The sequence below is a fragment of the Streptococcus symci genome (assembly GCF_006385165.1).
GTDB classification, from domain to species: Bacteria; Bacillota; Bacilli; order Lactobacillales; family Streptococcaceae; genus Streptococcus; species Streptococcus symci.
This window is the reverse complement of the sequence record NZ_VFJA01000001.1, coordinates 208,382-228,830: the sequence shown is the minus strand read 5'-3', so window position 1 is coordinate 228,830 and position 20,449 is coordinate 208,382. Positions and strand designations below refer to the sequence as shown.

Annotated in this window: 9 protein-coding genes; 1 reads left to right on the top strand and 8 read right to left on the bottom strand. The window is 43.5% G+C overall.

The features are described 5' to 3' along the window. Positions 1-79: 79 nt before the first annotated feature. Entirely contained in the window at positions 80-3,757 is a 3,678-nt protein-coding gene (rpoC, locus tag FJN11_RS01130) for a DNA-directed RNA polymerase subunit beta' (protein WP_181146371.1), read from the bottom strand. 32 nt (positions 3,758-3,789) lie between these two features. Continuing rightward, the gene (gene rpoB / locus FJN11_RS01125) at positions 3,790-7,401 is read right to left on the bottom strand and encodes a DNA-directed RNA polymerase subunit beta (RefSeq protein ID WP_140223855.1); all 3,612 of its coding nucleotides are present in this window, start codon (positions 7,399-7,401) and stop codon (positions 3,790-3,792) included. Between the two features lie 449 nt (positions 7,402-7,850). Here rpoB and FJN11_RS01120 point away from each other — a divergent pair, with 449 nt between their 5' ends. After that, positions 7,851-11,636, top strand: a complete 3,786-nt coding sequence (locus FJN11_RS01120; RefSeq protein WP_140223854.1) for a pullulanase — start codon at positions 7,851-7,853, stop codon at positions 11,634-11,636. A 99-nt stretch (positions 11,637-11,735) separates the two neighbouring features. On the opposite strand, the gene FJN11_RS01115 is transcribed toward FJN11_RS01120, so the two are convergent. The 6 genes from FJN11_RS01115 to FJN11_RS01090 all read right to left on the bottom strand — a co-directional run bounded on the left by FJN11_RS01115 (position 11,736) and on the right by FJN11_RS01090 (position 20,448). Beyond that, positions 11,736-12,785 carry an LLM class flavin-dependent oxidoreductase gene (locus FJN11_RS01115; protein WP_049552316.1) on the bottom strand — a complete coding sequence of 350 codons (1,050 nt, stop codon included), beginning with the start codon at positions 12,783-12,785 and terminating at the stop codon, positions 11,736-11,738. Between the two features lie 234 nt (positions 12,786-13,019). Then, positions 13,020-14,828: a glutamine--fructose-6-phosphate transaminase (isomerizing) gene (glmS, locus tag FJN11_RS01110; RefSeq protein ID WP_140223853.1), complete on the bottom strand. Its 1,809-nt coding sequence runs from the start codon at positions 14,826-14,828 to the stop codon at positions 13,020-13,022. A 191-nt stretch (positions 14,829-15,019) separates the two neighbouring features. Then, complete coding sequence (gene bglA / locus FJN11_RS01105; RefSeq protein ID WP_049551784.1) at positions 15,020-16,399, bottom strand: 6-phospho-beta-glucosidase; 1,380 nt, start codon at positions 16,397-16,399, stop codon at positions 15,020-15,022. A 98-nt stretch (positions 16,400-16,497) separates the two neighbouring features. Then, on the bottom strand, positions 16,498-18,351 hold the full coding sequence (locus FJN11_RS01100) for a proline--tRNA ligase (RefSeq protein ID WP_049551785.1): 1,854 nt from the start codon (positions 18,349-18,351) through the stop codon (positions 16,498-16,500). 12 nt (positions 18,352-18,363) lie between these two features. Next, a complete protein-coding gene (gene rseP / locus FJN11_RS01095) occupies positions 18,364-19,623 on the bottom strand; it encodes an RIP metalloprotease RseP (RefSeq protein ID WP_125430561.1) in 1,260 nt (419 codons plus the stop codon). Between the two features lie 21 nt (positions 19,624-19,644). Beyond that, entirely contained in the window at positions 19,645-20,448 is an 804-nt protein-coding gene (locus tag FJN11_RS01090; RefSeq protein WP_049551787.1) for a phosphatidate cytidylyltransferase, read from the bottom strand. Position 20,449 lies beyond the last annotated feature (1 nt).

The following is a 20,449-nucleotide window of genomic DNA, read 5'->3' as shown; positions in this document are numbered from 1 at the left end:
TATTTTACCACATTTCATGGAAAAATGGAGAAAGTTTTCAGAAAAGAGAAAGAGAACCCGAAGGCTCTCTCATTCTCTCTTATTCTACTGTTTCTTCCACAGTTTCAACGGCAGTGTCCACAACTACTTCTGTTGTCTCTTCATTTCCTTCTTCCTCTACTGGAGGATTAAGGTATTCTTCTTCGTTGATAGCTTGTGGTTCAAGGTTACGGTAACGGGCCATACCAGTACCTGCTGGGATGATCTTACCGATGATAACATTTTCTTTAAGTCCAAGGAGATGGTCTTTCTTACCACGGATAGCCGCGTCAGTAAGGACACGAGTTGTTTCCTGGAAGGAAGCCGCTGACAAGAAACTGTTGGTTTCAAGTGAGGCTTTGGTAATTCCCATAAGAACTGGGCGACCTGTCGCTGGAACTCCACCTGCAATAAGGACATCTTTGTTGGCATCTGTAAAGTCATTGATATCCATGAGGGTACCCATGAGAAGATCTGTGTCACCTGGATCCATGACACGAACTTTACGGATCATTTGACGAACCATTACCTCGATGTGTTTGTCACCGATTTCTACCCCTTGGCTACGGTAAACTTTTTGTACTTCACCGAGAAGGTAAGTTTCAACTGACAAGACATCCCGAACTGCAAGGAGACGTTTTGGTTGGATAGAACCTTCTGTCAGAGCAGCACCACGCGCTACTTGGTCTCCAACTTCAACACGCATACGAGCTGTAAATGGAACGACATACTCCCCTTCGCCAGTTTCACCCTTAACAAAGACTTTCTTAGTACGAGTTGATGCATCTTCTTCGATAGCGGTAACTTGTCCTTTAACCTCTGTGATAACCGCTTCCCCTTTAGGATTGCGGGCTTCAAAGATTTCTTGGACACGAGGAAGACCTTGAGTGATATCGGTATTTGAGGCAACCCCACCCGTGTGGAAGGTACGCATTGTAAGCTGTGTACCAGGTTCCCCGATAGATTGGGCAGCGATTGTACCAACTGCTTCACCAACTTCAACCGCATCACCAGTCGCCAAGTTGATACCATAACAGTGACGGCAGACACCGTGACGAGTATTACATGTAAATACGGAGCGGATAGTGACTTCTTCCACACCAGCATTGACAATTTCACGCGCCTTGTCTTCTGTAATCAACTCATTTGGACCGATAATCACTGCACCAGTTTCTGGATGTTTAACAGTTTTCTTAGTGTAACGACCGTTGAGACGTTCTTCTAGAGACTCGATCATCTCTTTTCCTTCTGCGATAGAACGGATCAAGAGACCACGGTCAGTTCCACAGTCGTCCTCACGGATGATAACATCTTGGGCAACGTCAACCAAACGACGAGTCAAGTAACCTGAGTCGGCTGTCTTAAGGGCCGTATCGGTCATACCTTTACGCGCACCGTGAGTTGAGAAGAACATTTCGAGTACTGACAAACCTTCGCGGAAGTTTGAAAGGATTGGCAATTCCATGATACGTCCGTTCGGAGCCGCCATCAGACCACGCATACCGGCAAGCTGTGAGAAGTTTGAGATGTTACTACGGGCTCCAGAGTCCATCATCATAACGATTGGGTTCTTAGGATCTTGGTTGGCAATCAAACGTTTCTCAAGTTTTTCACGGGCAGCACGCCATTCAGCTGTAACAGCATTGTAACGCTCGTCGTCTGTGATCATACCACGACGGAATTGTTTTGTGATTTGTTCTACACGTTTGTGTGATTCTTCAATGATTTCAGCCTTGTCATCAACGACTGGGATATCAGCAATACCCACTGTCAATCCTGCAAGAGTTGAGTGGTGGTAACCGAGGTTCTTCATACGGTCAAGTAGGGCAGAAGTTTCTGTCGTACGGAAACGTTTGAAGATTTCAGCGATGATATTTCCAAGGTTTTTCTTCTTGAATGGAGGGTTAAGTTCAAGATTGCTGATTGCTTCCTTGATATCTCCACCAAGTGGCAAGAAGTATTTAGCTGGAACGCCTTCTGTCAAGTTGGCATTGTTTGGTTCTTGCAAGTATGGTAGACCCTCTGGCATAATGTCGTTGAAGAGGATTTTACCAACTGTTGTAAGCAAGACCTTGTGTTTTTGCTCTTCTGTCCAAGGCTTGTTGAGGCTGTCTGTTGCGATACCAACACGTGAGTGGAGGTGAACATAACCATTACGGTAAGCCATAACCGCTTCGTCACGGTCTTTGAAGATCATTCCTTCACCTTCACGACCAGCTTCTTCCATTGTCAAGTAGTAGTTACCCAAAACCATGTCCTGAGATGGAGTAACAACTGGTTTACCATCTTTCGGGTTCAAGATGTGCTCAGCAGCGAGCATCAAGATACGAGCTTCTGCTTGGGCTTCTTCTGAAAGCGGTACGTGGATGGCCATTTGGTCCCCGTCAAAGTCGGCATTGTAGGCTTCACAGACAAGTGGGTGCAAGCGAAGGGCCTTACCATCAATCAAGACTGGCTCGAAGGCTTGGATACCCAAACGGTGAAGGGTCGGTGCGCGGTTCAAAAGCACTGGGTGTTCTTTGATCACTTCTTCAAGGATATCCCAGATACGCTCATCTCCGCGTTCCACCAAGCGTTTAGCTGCTTTGACGTTTTGCACGATATCACGGGCAACAATTTCACGCATCACGAATGGTTTAAAGAGCTCGATTGCCATTTCACGTGGCACACCACATTGGTACATCTTAAGAGTTGGACCAACGGCGATAACGGAACGTCCTGAGAAGTCAACACGTTTACCAAGCAAGTTTTGACGGAAGCGTCCTTGTTTACCTTTAAGCATGTGGCTCAATGATTTAAGAGGACGGCTACCTGGTCCTGTGATTGGACGACCACGACGACCATTGTCAATCAAAGCGTCAACCGCTTCTTGAAGCATACGCTTCTCATTTTGAACGATGATACCTGGTGCATTCAACTCAAGCAAACGAGCCAAACGGTTGTTACGGTTGATAACACGGCGGTAAAGGTCGTTCAAGTCAGATGAGGCAAAACGGCCACCATCCAACTGCAACATTGGACGAAGATCTGGTGGAATAACTGGAAGGATGTTGAGAATCATCCATTCAGGTTTGTTTCCAGACTTGTAAAAGGCATCCAAAACATCCAAACGACGGATGGCTTTGACACGTTTTTGTCCAGTCGCTGTTTTTAACTCTTCTTTGAGTTCAGCAATTTCTTTTTCAAGATCTACTTGTTTCAAGAGGTCTTGGATAGCTTCGGCACCCATCTTGGCAACGAACGATCCATAACCATACTCACGCAAACGCTCACGGTATTCGCGCTCTGTCATGATAGACTTGTGCTCAAGTGGTGTATCCTTAGGATCAATCACCACATAAGCCGCAAAGTAGATAACTTCCTCGAGGGCACGAGGACTCATATCAAGGGTCAAGCCCATACGGCTTGGAATCCCCTTGAAGTACCAGATGTGAGATACAGGAGCTTTCAACTCAATGTGCCCCATACGCTCACGACGAACTTTCGTACGCGTTACTTCAACCCCACAGCGGTCACAAACAATTCCTCTGTAACGAATACGTTTGTACTTACCACAAGCACATTCCCAGTCTTTTGTAGGTCCAAAGATAACTTCATCAAAGAGACCTTCACGTTCTGGTTTCAAGGTACGGTAATTGATTGTTTCAGGTTTTTTGACTTCTCCATAAGACCATGAACGGACTTTGCTTGGAGAAGCTAGGGTGATTTGCATACTTTTAAAACAATTTACATCAACCACTATTTCTTCCCTTTCTATTCTAAGTGAACTGCTTATTCTTGTTCAGCAGCTTCTTCTGTTGCTTCCGCTTTTGTTGCTTTCTCAGCTTCTTCAGCTTCAAAGGCTGCTTTAGCCTCTTGTGCTGCTTTTTCGCGGGCTTTTTCAAGGTCATCTACGTGGATGACATCTTCGTCCATTCCTTCATCCAAGTCGCGAAGTTCCACTTCTTGGTCATCTTCGTCTAGGACACGCATGTCAAGACCAAGAGATTGCAATTCTTTGACAAGAACTCGGAAGGATTCTGGAACACCTGGTTTTGGAATTGGTTTTCCTTTTGTAATAGCTTCATAGGCTTTCAAACGTCCGTTAATATCGTCAGACTTGTAAGTCAAGATTTCTTGAAGGACATTTGACGCACCATAGGCTTCAAGAGCCCAAACCTCCATCTCACCGAAACGTTGTCCACCAAACTGAGCTTTACCTCCGAGTGGTTGTTGAGTAACGGTTGAGTATGGTCCGACTGAACGCGCGTGCAATTTATCGTCAACCATGTGGTGGAGTTTGATCATGTACATGACTCCGACAGAAACACGGTTATCAAACGGTTCCCCTGTACGTCCATCGTAAAGGATTGTTTTGGCATCGCTATCCATACCAGCTTCTTTAACAGTTGACCAAAGGTCTTCAGAACTTGCTCCGTCAAAGACTGGTGTTGCGATGTGAATACCAAGAGTACGAGCCGCCATACCAAGGTGAAGCTCCATAACCTGACCGATATTCATACGTGATGGCACCCCAAGTGGGTTCAACATGATATCGACTGGAGTTCCGTCTGGAAGGTAAGGCATGTCTTCTACAGGAACGATACGAGAGACAACCCCTTTGTTTCCGTGACGTCCGGCCATCTTATCTCCGACCTTAATCTTACGTTTTTGAGCGATGTAGACGCGAACCAACATGTTAACACCTGATTGCAGCTCATCTCCATTTGCACGTGTAAAGATCTTAACATCACGAACGACGCCATCGGCACCGTGTGGTACACGAAGAGAAGTATCACGTACTTCACGAGATTTATCTCCGAAGATAGCGTGCAAGAGACGTTCTTCAGCTGAAAGGTCTTTCTCACCCTTAGGTGTTACTTTACCTACAAGGATATCACCTTCTTTAACCTCAGCACCGATACGGATAATACCCATTTCGTCAAGATCTTTAAGGGCATCTTCCCCAACGTTTGGAATTTCACGAGTGATTTCTTCAGGCCCAAGCTTTGTATCGCGTGTTTCTGATTCGTATTCTTCAAGGTGGACAGATGTGTAGACATCGTCTTTAACCAAGCGTTCGCTCATGATAACGGCATCCTCGAAGTTGTAACCTTCCCAAGTCATGTAGGCAACGATTGGGTTTTGTCCAAGCGCCATTTCTCCATTTTCCATGGAAGGTCCGTCAGCAATGAAATCGCCTTTTTCAACGACATCGCCAACTTTAACAAGCGTACGTTGGTTGTAAGCAGTACCTGAGTTTGAACGACGGAATTTTTGGATGTGGTAAACATCCAATGAACCATCTTCACGACGAACTTCTACCTTGTCAGCATCTGCATAGGTAACTTTACCGTCATACTGAGCAATCACAGCAGCTCCTGAATCGTGGGCTGCTTGGTATTCCATACCAGTACCAACGTAAGGTGCTTTAGGATTAATCAATGGTACAGCCTGACGTTGCATGTTGGCTCCCATAAGGGCACGGTTGGAGTCATCGTTTTCCAAGAAAGGAATACATGCTGTCGCAACGGCAACTACCTGTTTTGGTGATACGTCCATATAGTCAACAACATTCGCTGGATACTCTTGGTTGACCCCTTGGTGACGTCCCATGACAACTTTCTCAGCAAATGTTCCATCTTCATTCAGACGAGAGTTAGCCTGCGCTACAGTAAATTCATCTTCTTCATCGGCTGTCAACCAAACGATTTCGTTCGTGACAACACCTGTTTCACGGTCAACCTTACGGTATGGTGTTTGAACAAAACCATATTTGTTCAAGTGTCCGTAAGATGACAAGTTATTAATCAAACCGATGTTAGGTCCTTCAGGCGTCTCGATTGGACACATACGGCCATAGTGAGTGTAGTGCACGTCACGTACTTCATATCCAGCGCGGTCACGTGTCAAACCACCAGGTCCTAAGGCTGACAAACGGCGTTTGTGAGACAACTCAGAAAGCGGGTTGTGTTGGTCCATGAACTGTGACAACTGTGATGAACCAAAGAATTCTTTAACCGCAGCTGTTACAGGACGAATATTGATAATTTGTTGTGGTGTCAAGACTTCGTTATCTTGAACAGACATACGTTCACGGACATTACGTTCCATACGAGAAAGTCCAAGACGTACTTGGTTGGCAAGCAATTCACCAACCGCACGGATGCGACGGTTTCCAAGGTGATCGATATCATCTACACGGCCAATTCCTTCAGCTAAGTTGAGGAAGTAACTCATCTCAGCAAGGATATCTGCAGGAGTGACGATACGAACCTTGTCATCTGGATTAGCATTACCGATGATAGTTACGACGCGGTCTGGATCAGTTGGTGCAACAACCTTGAATTTTTGAAGAACAACTGGCTCAGTCACAACGGCTGCATCATTTGGAATGTAAACAATCTTGTTCAAATCACCATCCAAATGGCTTTCAATGCTTTCAATCACGCTACGAGTCATGACTGTTCCAGCTTCTACCAAGATTTCGCCTGTTTCAGGGTCTACCAATGGCTCAGCAATAGTTTGGTTAAGCAAGCGTGTTTTAACATTGAGTTTTTTATTGATTTTGTAACGACCGACAGCTGCCAAGTCATAACGACGTGGGTCAAAGAAACGAGCTACAAGCAGGCTACGTGAGCTTTCAGCAGTCTTAGGCTCACCTGGACGAAGACGTTCGTAAATTTCTTTCAAAGCTTCGTCTGTACGAGAGTCCATTGGATTCTTGTGGATATCTTTTTCAACAGTATTACGAACCAATTCGCTATCACCAAAGATATCAAAGATTTCATCATCACCTGAGAAACCAAGCGCACGAACCAAGGTTGTAAATGGAATCTTACGAGTACGGTCGATACGAGTGTAGGCGATGTCTTTTGAGTCGCTTTCAAGTTCCAACCAAGCTCCACGGTTAGGGATAACAGTTGAACCGTAGCCCACTTTACCGTTTTTATCAACTTTATCGTTAAAGTAAACACCTGGTGAGCGGACCAACTGAGATACGATGATACGTTCACCACCATTGATGATGAAAGTACCCATTTCTGTCATGATTGGGAAATCACCAAAGAAAACTTCTTGAGTTTTGATTTCGCCTGTTTCTTTATTGATCAAGCGGAAGGTTACAAAAATTGGTGCTGAGTAGCTAGCATCGTGGATACGAGCCTCTTCTAGCGTGTATTTTGGTTCCTTGATTTCATATCCAACAAATTCCAACTCCATTGTGTCTGTGAAGTTTGAAATTGGCAATACATCTTCAAACACTTCCTTCAGACCATGGTCTAGAAAATCTTTGAATGAGTCAGTTTGAATTTCAATCAAATTTGGTAAGTCAAGAACTTCTTTGATTCTTGAAAAACTACGACGGGTACGATGTTTCCCGTATTGAACGTCATGTCCTGCCAAGATGATTCTCCTTTGTAAATAAGTTCCAAGCCTTGTCAATCAGGCTTTTCTAATCGTCATATGGTTTTAAAAACCCCTATCACCGTGTCCCTTTGATGAATTTTCAGAATCTTTAAGTCTTTGTTACAAGTACTCAAAATCCTGAAAAAAAGCACAAAAAGAGCAGCTAAATCTGACTTTTTCAGAAGATTTAACTGCTGTGAGCCTTGTCTGGACAATATTTCAGACAAAACCTACGACAAATGATTACTCACATTATACCCTATTTAGCTAGATTTTTCAAGGGGATTAACGATTTTTTAACAAAATCTTTTCCTATAAAAAAGATTGGCTGAATCGTAACAAAATTTGTTGCGATTTTTTCTTTTATTTTAATTTTAGGAAAACGCTTGCATATTGTTTTACTAAGTGCTATACTGATAAAGAAATTCATTTATAGGAGAATGATTATGAGAAAAACACTATCTCACACTGAGAAAAAAATGGTTTACAGCATCCGTTCCCTCAAGAATGGAACTGGTTCTGTCCTTATTGGAGCAAGCCTTGTTCTGCTTGCAATGGCTACACCAACTATCTCAGCCAACGAAAATACTACAAGCAATAAGGGAACTGATAATAAAGCTACTACTGCCCTTGCACAACCTCTTACTGATACAGCAGTTAACTCTGGTAAGAACGAAAGTGATATTTCTTCGCCTAAAAATGCAAACGCTTCCCTAGAAAAAACAGAAGAAAAAGCTGCAACAGAGGTGCCCACTCCTGCTGCAACCCCAGCCGATTCAGCACCACAAACCGGACAAGATCGTTCAAGTGAACCAACTACTTCTACGAGTCCAGTAACGACTGAAACTAAGGCAGAAGAGCCAATTGAAGACAACTACTTCCGTATACACGTCAAAAAACTCCCTGAAGAAAACAAGGATAGTCAAGGACTATGGACTTGGGACGATGTTGAAAAACCTTCTGAAAACTGGCCTAACGGAGCCTTGCCCTTCAAGGATGCCAAAAAAGATGACTATGGCTACTACCTAGATATCAAATTAAAGGGAGAACAAGCCAAGAAAATTAGCTTCCTCATCAATAATACAGCTGGGAAAAATCTGACCGGCGATAAATCGGTAGAAAAACTGGCACCAAAGATGAATGAGGCTTGGTTGGACCAAGATCACAAGGTTTTCTCTTACGAGCCACAACCTGCAGGAACTATTCGTGTCAACTACTACCGTACAGATGGCAACTATGACAAGAAATCTCTCTGGTACTGGGGAGATGTGAAAAATCCAAGTAGTGGTGAATGGCCTAACGGAACAGACTTTACGGCTACAGGCAAATATGGTCGCTATATTGATATCCCACTCAAAGATGCAGCTAAAGATCTTGGATTTTTATTATTAGACAGAAACAAACAAGGAGACGATGTGAAAATCCGTAAAGAAGATTATAAGTTCACAGATTTGAAAAATCATAGCCAAATTTTCCTAAAAGATGATGACGAAACCATCTACACCAACCCCTACTATGTGCACGATATCCGCATGACAGGAGCTCAACATGTAGGAACTTCTAGCATTGAAAGTAGTTTTTCAACACTTGTCGGTGCTAAAAAAGAAGATATCCTCAAACACTCCAGCATCACTAATCATCTAGGAAACAAAGTAACTATCACTGATGTTACAATCGATGAGGCTGGTAAGAAAGTGACCTACAGCGGAGATTTCTCTGACACAAAACATCCTTATACCGTTAGCTACAACTCTGACAAATTCATTACCAAAACAAGCTGGCGTCTTAAAGATGAGACTTACAGCTATGATGGTAAACTTGGAGCTGACCTCAAAAAAGAAGGAAAACAGGTTGATTTAACTCTATGGTCACCAAGTGCTGATAAGGTTTCTGTTGTTGTCTACGACAAGAATAACCCTGAAAAAGTGGTTGGAACTGTCGCTCTTGAAAAAGGTGAAAAAGGAACCTGGAAACAAACTCTGAATGAAAACTCTGGTCTCGGCATCAGCAATTACACTGGCTACTACTACCACTACCAAATCGAGCGCCAAGGTAAAACTGTTCTTGCACTCGATCCTTACGCTAAATCCCTCGCTGCTTGGAATAGTGACGATGCCAAGATTGACGATGCCCATAAAGTGGCTAAAGCTGCCTTTGTAGATCCAGCTAAACTAGGACCTCAAGACTTGACTTATGGTAAGATTCGCAACTTCAAATCGCGCGAAGATGCTGTCATCTATGAAGCTCATGTGCGTGACTTCACTTCAGATCCTGCCATCGCAAAAGATTTGACTAAGCAATTTGGTACCTTTGAAGCCTTTATCGAAAAACTAGACTACCTCAAAAACTTGGGTGTAACCCACATCCAGCTCCTTCGAGTCTTGTCTTACTACTTTGTCAATGAGTTGAAGAACCACGAACGCTTATCTGACTATGCTTCAAGCAACAGCAACTACAACTGGGGATATGACCCTCAAAACTACTTCTCCTTGACTGGTATGTACTCAAGCGACCCTAAGAATCCAGAAAAACGAATCGCAGAATTTAAAAACCTCATCAACGAGATCCACAAACGTGGCATGGGAGCTATCCTGGATGTAGTGTATAACCATACAGCCAAGGTCGATATCTTTGAAGATTTAGAGCCAAACTACTACCACTTTATGGATGCTGATGGGACACCTCGCACTAGCTTTGGTGGTGGACGCTTGGGGACAACCCACCATATGACCAAACGGCTCCTAGTTGACTCTATCAAATATCTAGTTGATACCTACAAAGTAGATGGCTTCCGTTTCGATATGATGGGAGACCATGATGCAGCTTCTATCGAAGAAGCATACAAGGCTGCACGCGCCCTCAATCCAAATCTAATCATGCTGGGTGAAGGTTGGAGAACCTATGCTGGTGATGAAAATATGCCTACTAAAGCTGCTGACCAAGATTGGATGAAACATACCGATACTGTCGCAGTCTTTTCCGACGACATCCGTAACAACCTCAAGTCTGGTTATCCAAACGAAGGTCAACCTGCCTTTATCACAGGCGGCAAGCGTGATATCAACACTATCTTCAAAAATCTCATTGCTCAACCAACCAACTTTGAAGCAGATAGTCCTGGAGATGTCATCCAATACATCGCAGCCCATGATAACTTGACCCTCTTTGACATCATCGCCCAATCTATCAAAAAAGATCCAAGCAAAGCTGAGAACTATGCTGAAATCCACCGTCGTTTGCGACTTGGAAACCTCATGGTCTTGACAGCTCAAGGAACTCCATTTATCCACTCTGGTCAGGAATATGGTCGTACTAAACAATTCCGTGACCCAGCCTACAAGACTCCAGTAGCAGAGGATAAGGTTCCAAACAAATCTCACTTGTTGCGTGATAAGGACGGCAACCCATTTGACTATCCTTACTTCATCCATGACTCTTACGATTCTAGCGATGCTATTAACAAGTTTGACTGGATCAAGGCTACAGATGGAAAAGCATATCCTGAAAATGTCAAGAGCCGTGACTATATGAAAGGTCTGATCGCCCTACGTCAATCTACAGATGCCTTCCGACTTAAGAGTCTCCAAGATATCAAAGACCGTGTCCAACTCATCACTGTCCCAGGTCAAAATGGTGTAGAAAAAGAGGATGTAGTAATTGGCTACCAAATTACTGCTCCAAACGGTGATATCTACGCAGTATTTGTTAATGCGGATGAAAAGGCTCGCGAATTTAACTTGGGAACTGCCTTTGCCCACCTCAGAAATGCTGAAGTTTTAGCAGATGAAAACCAAGCAGGGCCAGTCGGAATTGCCAACCCGAAAGGACTCGAATGGACTGAAAAAGGCTTGAAATTAAACGCCCTTACAGCTACTGTTCTTAGAATCTCTCAAGGCGGTGCCATCGTTGCCCCAGCTGTGGAAGAAAAACCAGAATTTGACCTTTCTAGCTTAAAACAAGAACAAGGGCAAAATAACAGCCAAGACAATATGTCAAACCGAGCAGTCAAACCGGAACAGCAAACTCCTGCTTCACAAACTAAACCTGATTCTGCAAAACCAGATACAAAAGTAGCTGATGCAGAAAATAAACCTAACCAAGCTACAGCTGATTCACAAGCTGAACTACCAAATACAGGAACCAAAAATGATCACAAACTCCTGTTTGCAGGAATTAGTCTCCTTGCTCTTCTAGGTCTCGGGTTCTTGCTAAAAAACAAAAAAGAGAACTAAACTAGCCCTCCTATAGAACTATCCCCCAAGCCTTAACGCTCGGGGGATTGATTTTTGCACAATATTTGTCGTCATAATAAACTTGATTAGGATTTTTTATTAAGCCTCTTTCATGGCAAAATAAGCCCGTACTTTTGGAGCCACTTGCGTTCCGAAAAGTTCAATAGCTCTCAGGACTTGTTCATGAGGCATAGAACCAAGCGGTAGATGGAGCATGAAGCGGTCCAATCCTAAATCCTCAATCATGCGAATTAATTTTTCGGACACTTGATCTGGATTGCCCACAAACATGGCACCATTTGGTCCAACTTGCTCCAAATATTGCTCATAACGCAATTCCTGCCAGTGCGGACGGTCTTTGGAAATAGCATCCACCACTTGCTTGGTCGGATGGAAATAATCTTTTACAGCCTGCTCGCCATCTTCAGCAATCCAACCCCAAGAATGAGCCCCAACCTTTAGTTCATGACTAGCATGGCCCGCTTCGCTCCCAATCTCACGATAAGCCTGAATCAACTTTTTAAAATAACGCGGATTGCCACCAATAATTGCATAGACAATCGGTAGACCAGCCTGAGCAATCTTCACTGTTGATTCGACATGACCACCTGTCGCTATCCACAAGGGTAATTTGTCCTGAACTGGACGAGGATAGACTTCTTTGCCAGAGATTGTTTGAGTCAATCGCCCTTGCCAGTCTAACTTGGTCTTCTCATTGACTAACTGGAGCAAATCTAATTTCTCATCAAAAAGGGCTTCGTAGTCTTTCAAGTCATAGCCAAACAAGGGAAAAGATTCCGTGAAAGAACCCCTTCCGGCAATAATCTCCGCACGTCCATTTGACAAAGCATCGATAGTGGCATACTGTTGGAACAAGCGAATCGAATCCATGCTCGAGAGAATGCTGACTGCACTGGTCAAACGGATTTTCTTGGTATTAACTGCCCCAGCTGCTAGTACAATCTCTGGAGCTGATACTGCAAAATCTGCTCGATGATGCTCACCAATTCCATATACATCCAAACCAACCTTGTCAGCCAGCTCAATCTCTGCCACCAACTGGCGAATGCGTTCAGCATGACTGTAAGCCTTCCCAGTCCTTTCAAGCGCCGTTGTTTCCCCAAATGTTGAAATTCCCAATTCTACCATTGCGATTCTCCCTGTCTACCTCTGTCCTTCAATTTGAAAAATTAACCTAACACTCAATGAAAATCAAAGAGCAAACTAGAAAGCTAGCCGCAGGCTGCTCAAAACAATGTTTTGAGGTTGCAGATGGAAGCTGACATGGTTTGAATTTGATTTTCGAAGAGTATAACACGAAACTTGACTACAAGCAACCGATTTGCTCACAAGAAAAAGCCTAGATAACTAGACTTTTTTAGCTTATTCTACCGTTACTGATTTAGCAAGGTTACGTGGTTTATCCACATCAAGACCACGGTGGAGTGTTGCAAAGTAAGCGACTAATTGCGTTGGCACGACCATTGAAATTGGTGAGAGGTAAGGGTGGACGGTCGTAAGAACGATGTCGTCTGTATCTTTGGCAACATTTTCTTCTGCGATAGTGAGGACTTTGGCACCACGGGCTGCGACCTCTTGGATATTTCCACGAGTATGGTTGGCAAGGACTGGATCTGACAAGAGGGCCAAAACAGGCGTTCCTTCTTCAATCAAGGCAATAGTTCCGTGCTTGAGTTCTCCTGCCGCAAAGCCTTCACACTGGATGTAAGAAATCTCTTTGAGTTTGAGACTTGCTTCCATGGCTACATAGTAATCTTGACCACGTCCGATATAAAAGGCGTTGCGAGTTGTTTCAAGAAGATCACGAACCTTGGCTTCGATGGTTTCTTTCTCTGAAAGAGTTGATTCGATAGACTGAGCTACAATTGACAACTCATGCACCAAATCAAAGGCTTGCGCTTTGGCATTGCCATTTGCTTCTCCGACTGCTTTTGCAAGGAAGGCAAGGGCTGCGATTTGTGCTGTATAGGCTTTAGTTGATGCCACGGCAATTTCAGGACCTGCGTGAAGGAGCATGGTATGGTTGGCTTCACGTGAAAGGGTTGAACCAGGAACGTTTGTCACTGTCAAGCTTGGGATTCCCATTTTATTAGCCTTAACCAAAACCTGACGGCTATCCGCTGTTTCACCAGACTGGCTGATAAAGATGAAGAGTGGTTTCTTGCTGAGGAGTGGCATACCGTAGCCCCACTCAGATGAAATTCCAAGCTCAACTGGTGTATCCGTCAATTCTTCCAACATCTTCTTAGAAGCAAATCCTGCATGGTAAGATGTTCCAGCTGCAAGGATGTAGATACGGTCTGCGTCTTGAACAGCCTTGATGATAGCTGGGTCTACGACAACTTGACCAAACTCATCTGTGTAGGCTTGGATCAACTTACGCATCACTGTTGGTTGCTCATCGATTTCCTTGAGCATGTAGTAAGGATAAGTTCCCTTACCGATATCTGACAAATCAAGCTCAGCAGTGTAGCTAGCACGCTCACGACTATTACCATCATAGTCTTGAACTTCCACACTATCAGCCTTGACGATTACCAGCTCTTGGTCATGAATTTCCATGTATTGGTTGGTTTCACGAATCATAGCCATAGCGTCTGAGCAGACCATGTTATAGCCTTGTCCAAGACCAATCAAAAGTGGTGATTTATTCTTAGCCACATAGATGACTTCAGGATCTTGTGAGTCAATCAAGGCAAAGGCATAAGAACCACGGATGATATGAAGAGCTTTTTTGAAGGCTTCAAGAACTGACAAACCGTCTTCTTCCGCAAATTTTCCAATCAAGTGAACGGCGATTTCCGTATCTGTTTGCCCCTTAAAGTGGTGTCCTGCAAGGTATTCTTCCTTGATTTCAAGGTAGTTCTCAATCACCCCATTGTGCACCAAAACAAAACGTTCAGTCTCAGAGCGATGTGGGTGAGCATTGTCTTCCGTTGGTTTCCCATGAGTTGCCCAACGAGTATGTCCTATACCAGTTGTTCCCTCAACACCAGCTGTCTTAGCAGACAATTCTGCAATACGACCGACAGCCTTGACTAGGTGATTTTCAGCACCACCTAGGACAAAAATCCCCGCAGAATCATAGCCACGGTATTCGAGCTTTTCAAGCCCTTGAATCAAAATATCAGTTGCATTTGTGTTTCCAACAACACCAACAATTCCACACATAGTATATACGACACAGACCAGCTGTGCTTTCTCCTTAAAATTGGTATAGTCTAATTCCTCTTTTATAGAATCAGCAAAAACAGTATATACTTGTTTCTTTCACTTGTCAAGAGTAAAAATTGGTATAGTTCATATCAACTTCTTATAAATAAAAAACTCTGACCAATTAGGATAATCAGTCAGAGTCCTTTTTAAAATCCATTATTATCGCTTAATTCCTTGAACCAGTGCCCTGATTTCTTCAGACGACGTTCTTGCGTTTCCAAGTCTAATTCGACCAAACCATAGCGATTTTTATAACTATTGAGCCATGACCAGCAATCGATAAAGGTCCAAATCAAGTAGCCCTTACAATTGGCTCCGTCTTCAATGGCACGATGAAGTTCACGAAGATGACCTTTTACAAAGTCAATACGATAATCATCTTGAATCATTCCATTCTCACGGAATTTTTCTTCTCCTTCAACACCCATACCATTCTCTGTCAACATCCACTCGATATTACCATAATTTTCCTTGATATTTTGGGCAATGTCATAAATCCCTTGCTCATAAATCTCCCAGCCACGATGAGGATTGATTTTCCGTCCAGGCATCACATAAGGCTCGTAAAAATGTTCTGGTAAGAGTGGACTCTCTGGATGCTTAGCAAATCGAGGCGCCATAACACGCAAAGGTTGATAGTAGTTGACACCAAGGAAGTCCACAGTATTGTCACGAATGAGCTTCAACTCCTCCTCTGTAGCATCAGGCAAGAGACCTTGTTCATGCAAGATTTCTACCAACTCCTGTGGATAAGTCCCCAAAACAGACGGATCTAAGAAAGATTGGGCCTGAAAAAGGTCCGCAATGCGAGCTGCCTTAACATCAGCAGGATGCTGGCTACGTGGATAAGCCGGTGTCAAGTTGAGGACAATCCCAATCTTGGAATCAGGCAAGAGTTCGTGACAAGCCTTAACCGCCCGACTGCTAGCCAATTGTGTATGATAAGCTACTTTAACGGCTGCCTCTGCATCCACCTTATGTGGATAATGGGCATCGTAAAAATATCCAAATTCTACTGGAACGATGGGCTCGTTAAAGGTAATCCATTGATCCACTAAATCTCCATAAGTCTCAAAACAAAAACGAGCATAGTCTTCATAGGCTGAGACAGTCGCCTTATTTTCCCAACCATCACCATCCTCTTGAAGGGCAAAAGGCAAATCAAAATGATAAAGATTGACTAAAAGACGAATCCCTTTGGCCTTAATAGACTCAAAAACCTTACGGTAAAAGTCCACACCTTGAGGATTGACTTTCCCACGCCCTTGTGGAAAAATCCGTGACCACTGAATAGAAGTCCGAAAGGCCGTGTGACCAGTTTCTAACAGTAGCTCAATATCCTTTTCCCAGTTTTCATAAAAGGTTGATGTTTTATCTGGACCAATCCCATTATAGTAACGATTTGGCTCCACTTGGTACCAATAATCCCAGAGATTATCTCCCTTGCCGTCACCAGCTACACATCCTTCTGTCTGTGGTCCAGAAGTAGAGGATCCCCAGACAAAATCCTTTGGAAATCTTAGCATACATTTACCTCTTTATCTACTCATTTTTCCCATTATACAGAAAAAACAAGGTAAAAACTAGTTACATTTTTTCCTTGTTTTTCTTCTGATTATAGTTTTTATTTCTTGCTGAGAATTTCAAGCGTTTCGAGCAAGTTATCTGCATGAACTTCGATGGTGTCACCAGTCGCTTTAATCTTCACTTCTACGATGCCATCGGCTGCTTTTTTACCAACAGTGATACGGATTGGCAATCCAATCAAGTCACTGTCGCTAAATTTAACTCCCACACGTTCGTTGCGGTCATCCGTCAAGACTTCGTAACCAGCTCCCATCAAGCTTGCTTCAAGCTTTTCTGTCAAAGCTTGCGCTTCTTCGTCCTTGACATTGACAGTGATCAAGTGAACATCAAATGGCGCCAATTCTTTAGGGAAATTGATTCCCCAAGCGTAACGGTATTCACCTTTTGGCGTTTTATTAACAAAGAGGCGAGCGTGTTGCTCCATCACTGCTGAAAGGAGACGGCTGACACCGATACCGTAACATCCCATGATAATTGGCACAGCACGGCCATTTTCATCCAAAACATCTGCTCCCATGCTTGCTGAGTAACGAGTACCGAGTTTGAAGATGTGACCAATTTCGATACCACGCGCAAAGTTAAGGACACCTTGCCCGTCTGGGGAAATTTCACCCTCACGAACTTCACGGATATCCACATATTCTGCAGTAAAATCACGGCCTGGGTTCACACCAGTCAAGTGGTAGCCATCTTCATTAGCACCGACCACTGCATTGCGAACATCTTGCACCTTACGGTCTGCAATGATTTTAACATTCTCTGGCAAACCAACTGGGCCAAGTGAACCAAATCCTGCTTGAACAAGATTCGCCACTTCTTCTTCACTAGCAACGTCAAAGAAATCTGCTCCCAAGTGGTTTTTCAACTTGACTTCGTTGAGTTGGTCATTTCCAACTAGAAGGGCTGCAACAAGTTCACCATCTGCCATGTAGAAGAGGGTTTTAATTGTTTGTTCTTCTGGAATGCTGAGGAAGGCTGCAACTTCATCGATTGATTTAACATCTGGCGTTGCAACACGAGTCACTTCTTCTTCAGCGACGACACGGTTGCTTGGTTTGTACTCGTTTGTTGCCATTTCCAAGTTAGCCGCATAGCTAGACTCACTTGAGTAAGCAATGGTATCTTCACCAGAAACCATCCATTTAAGCAATTCTGCCTTGATTTCTTCTTGCACTTCTGCAGGAATTTCATCAAATGAGGCAACTGACTTGTCCAAGACAACCCAGCGGTCAAGGTCTGTACGAGCAGGTGTAATGGCCATAAATTCTTGGCTATCCTTACCACCCATGGCTCCACCGTCACCAATGATAGCCTTGAAGTCTAAACCACTACGAGTGAAAATACGCTCATAAGCAGCCTTGTACTCATCATAAACACTGTCCAAACTATCATAGTTAGCGTGAAAGCTGTAAGCATCTTTCATGATGAACTCACGTGTACGAAGAAGGCCATTACGTGGGCGTTTTTCATCACGATACTTAGGTTGGATTTGGTAAAGGTTGAGTGGCAATTGCTTGTAAGACTTAACAGAATCACGAACAATAGCTGTAAAGGTTTCTTCGTGAGTTGGACCTAGGATAAAGTCTGATTTTTCACGGTTTTTTAGCTTGTAGAGGTCTTCACCATAGGTTTCGTAACGACCTGATTCGCGCCACAATTCTGCACTGAGAAGGGCAGGAGCCAACATCTCAACGGCACCAATCTTGTCGAATTCTTGGCGCATGATATTTTTAGCTTTTTCAATCACACGGTTGGCAAGTGGTAGGTAAGAATAAACACCTGCAGATACTTGGCGAACATAACCAGCACGCAACATCAGAGCGTGACTGATAACTTGAGCATCGCTTGGCATTTCGCGAAGCGTTGGGATAGGCATTTTACTTTGTTTCATAATATTCCTCGATTATCTAAAAAAGAGTCGCATAATGTCATTCCAAGTCACAGCAATCATCAAGACAACCATGATGACCACTCCGGCCAAGGTGACATAGGTTTCAATTTCTTGTTTCAATGGTTTGCGGCGGATAGCTTCTAGGATATTGAGCACAATCTTACCACCATCCAGGGCTGGAATCGGAATAAGATTAAAAATCCCGATATTGATGGAAATCACTGCCAAGAAGTACAAGACATTCTCAATTCCATTTTTAGCAGCATCACTACTTGCCTTAAAGATGGCAACAGGTCCACCTAGCTTGTTCAAATCCGGTTGGAAAATCAGATTTTTCAGATCTGATAGAATTCGGAGGGCCGAGTCAGCAGCAGTTGTAAAACCACCTACAAACATGGATAGAAAGTCTGACTTAATTCCTGGTTGAACACCTAGAATATATCTACCTTGATTTTCTTCTGGGGTAACAGTTACTTGTTTGTCACTACCCTTTTCAGAAATAGTCACATCCAAGGTCGGGGCCGTCTTATCTTTGGTTTCTGATTCCACAGCCTGAATCAAACTTTCCCAGTTGCTAATCTCATGTGAGCCAATCTTGGTAATCTGAGCTGTTTCTGGCACTCCCACCTTAGCCAAGGCCCCTTGAGGCATGACATGGAACTGGTTGCTATCAACATCTCTGACACCACCCTGCATAAAGATTAAAATCCAAAAAACAACGATACCTAAGATAAAGTTGTTCATAGGACCTGCAAAATTGGTAATGAGTTTGCCCCAGATAGTCGCATTTTGATATTGAACATCTAAAGGTGCAATCCGAACCTCAGTACCATCTGCTTCCACAACCGTTGCATCGTGATCTACTGCAAATGTTTTTTCTTCTTCCAGAACCAATCCTTTGATAAAGAGCTTGTCTTCAAAGTCAAACTGGGTCACCTGCATAGGAAGAGCTGTTTGATCCAATTTTTTACCTGAAAGATTGATGCGTTTAACCTTACCATCATCAGTAAGGGTCAAACTGACAGGAGTTCCTGTCTTAATTTCAGTTGTATCATCACCCCAACCGGCCATGCGAACATAGCCACCCAGAGGCAAGATTCGAATGGTATAGGCCGTTCCATCCTTGCCAGTGTGAGCAAAGATCTTGGGTCCCATACCAATGGCAAATTCACGCACTAGAATCCCTGATTTCTTGGCAAAGTAGAAGTGTCCAAACTCGTGCACCACCACAATAATCCCGAAAACCAGAATAAAGGTTAAAATTCCGAGCATAGTATTTCCTCCATCTTTTGATTAAAAGAGTCCAAATAAGTGCATGATTGGAAATACAAGCAACATACTATCGAAACGATCCAAAACACCACCATGTCCAGGGATAAATTTCCCAGAATCCTTGACACCAAAGTGACGCTTAATCGAACTTTCTAGTAAATCACCAAATTGTCCAGCAATGCTAAAGAAAATAGCAAAGACTGACATCTTGTAAATTCCATACGGAAGAGCAACTGTTCTGTCAAACATCATAAAGATGATGGTTACTAAAATCGCACCTAAAATACCACCCAAGGCCCCCTCAAAGGTTTTATTTGGAGAAACCGTTGGAGCCAGTTTCCGTTTCCCAAAGTTCATCCCAACAAGATAGGCACCACTGTCTGTCGCCCAGACGATGCACAAGGCCAATAGAGCCTTATCTAAACCTGCAACGCGAGCATCTAGTAAAGCATTAAATCCAAAGCCTACATAGAAACTCATAGCAAGAGGAAAAACAGCGTCCTCAATCGTATAAGACTTGCTAAAAACAGTCGTTCCTAACATGATTGAAATCAACACACTATAAGCAACAACATTCCCATCAACTGGCAAAAAAGTCAGGTAATTCTCCAAGGGAATGGTCAAGGCAAAGGTTGCAAAGAGGGTCAAGAGGCCCTCCATCGTCATGGTCTCTAGACCTCTCATCTTCAAAAGTTCATGCATGGCTAGCATGGCTATGATTCCAATTGCTATCTGAAGCAAGAGTCCCCCAATCATTAAAATTGGTAGGAAAATAGCCAGGGCAATCCCTGCAAACAAGGTTCTTTTCTGTAAATCCTGTGTCATA

Excerpts from the sequence above, each read along its gene's own strand:
- FJN11_RS01100 (WP_049551785.1), bottom strand. The coding sequence starts at position 18,351 with ATGAAACAAAGTAAAATGCCTATCCCAACGCTTCGCGAAATGCCAAGC.
- glmS (WP_140223853.1), bottom strand. The coding sequence starts at position 14,828 with ATGTGTGGAATTGTTGGTGTTGTTGGAAACACAAATGCAACTGATATT.
- FJN11_RS01090 (WP_049551787.1), bottom strand. The coding sequence starts at position 20,448 with ATGACACAGGATTTACAGAAAAGAACCTTGTTTGCAGGGATTGCCCTG.
- rseP (WP_125430561.1), bottom strand. The coding sequence starts at position 19,623 with ATGCTCGGAATTTTAACCTTTATTCTGGTTTTCGGGATTATTGTGGTG.
- bglA (WP_049551784.1), bottom strand. The coding sequence starts at position 16,399 with ATGCTAAGATTTCCAAAGGATTTTGTCTGGGGATCCTCTACTTCTGGA.
- FJN11_RS01115 (WP_049552316.1), bottom strand. The coding sequence starts at position 12,785 with ATGGTAGAATTGGGAATTTCAACATTTGGGGAAACAACGGCGCTTGAA.
- FJN11_RS01120 (WP_140223854.1), top strand. The coding sequence starts at position 7,851 with ATGAGAAAAACACTATCTCACACTGAGAAAAAAATGGTTTACAGCATC.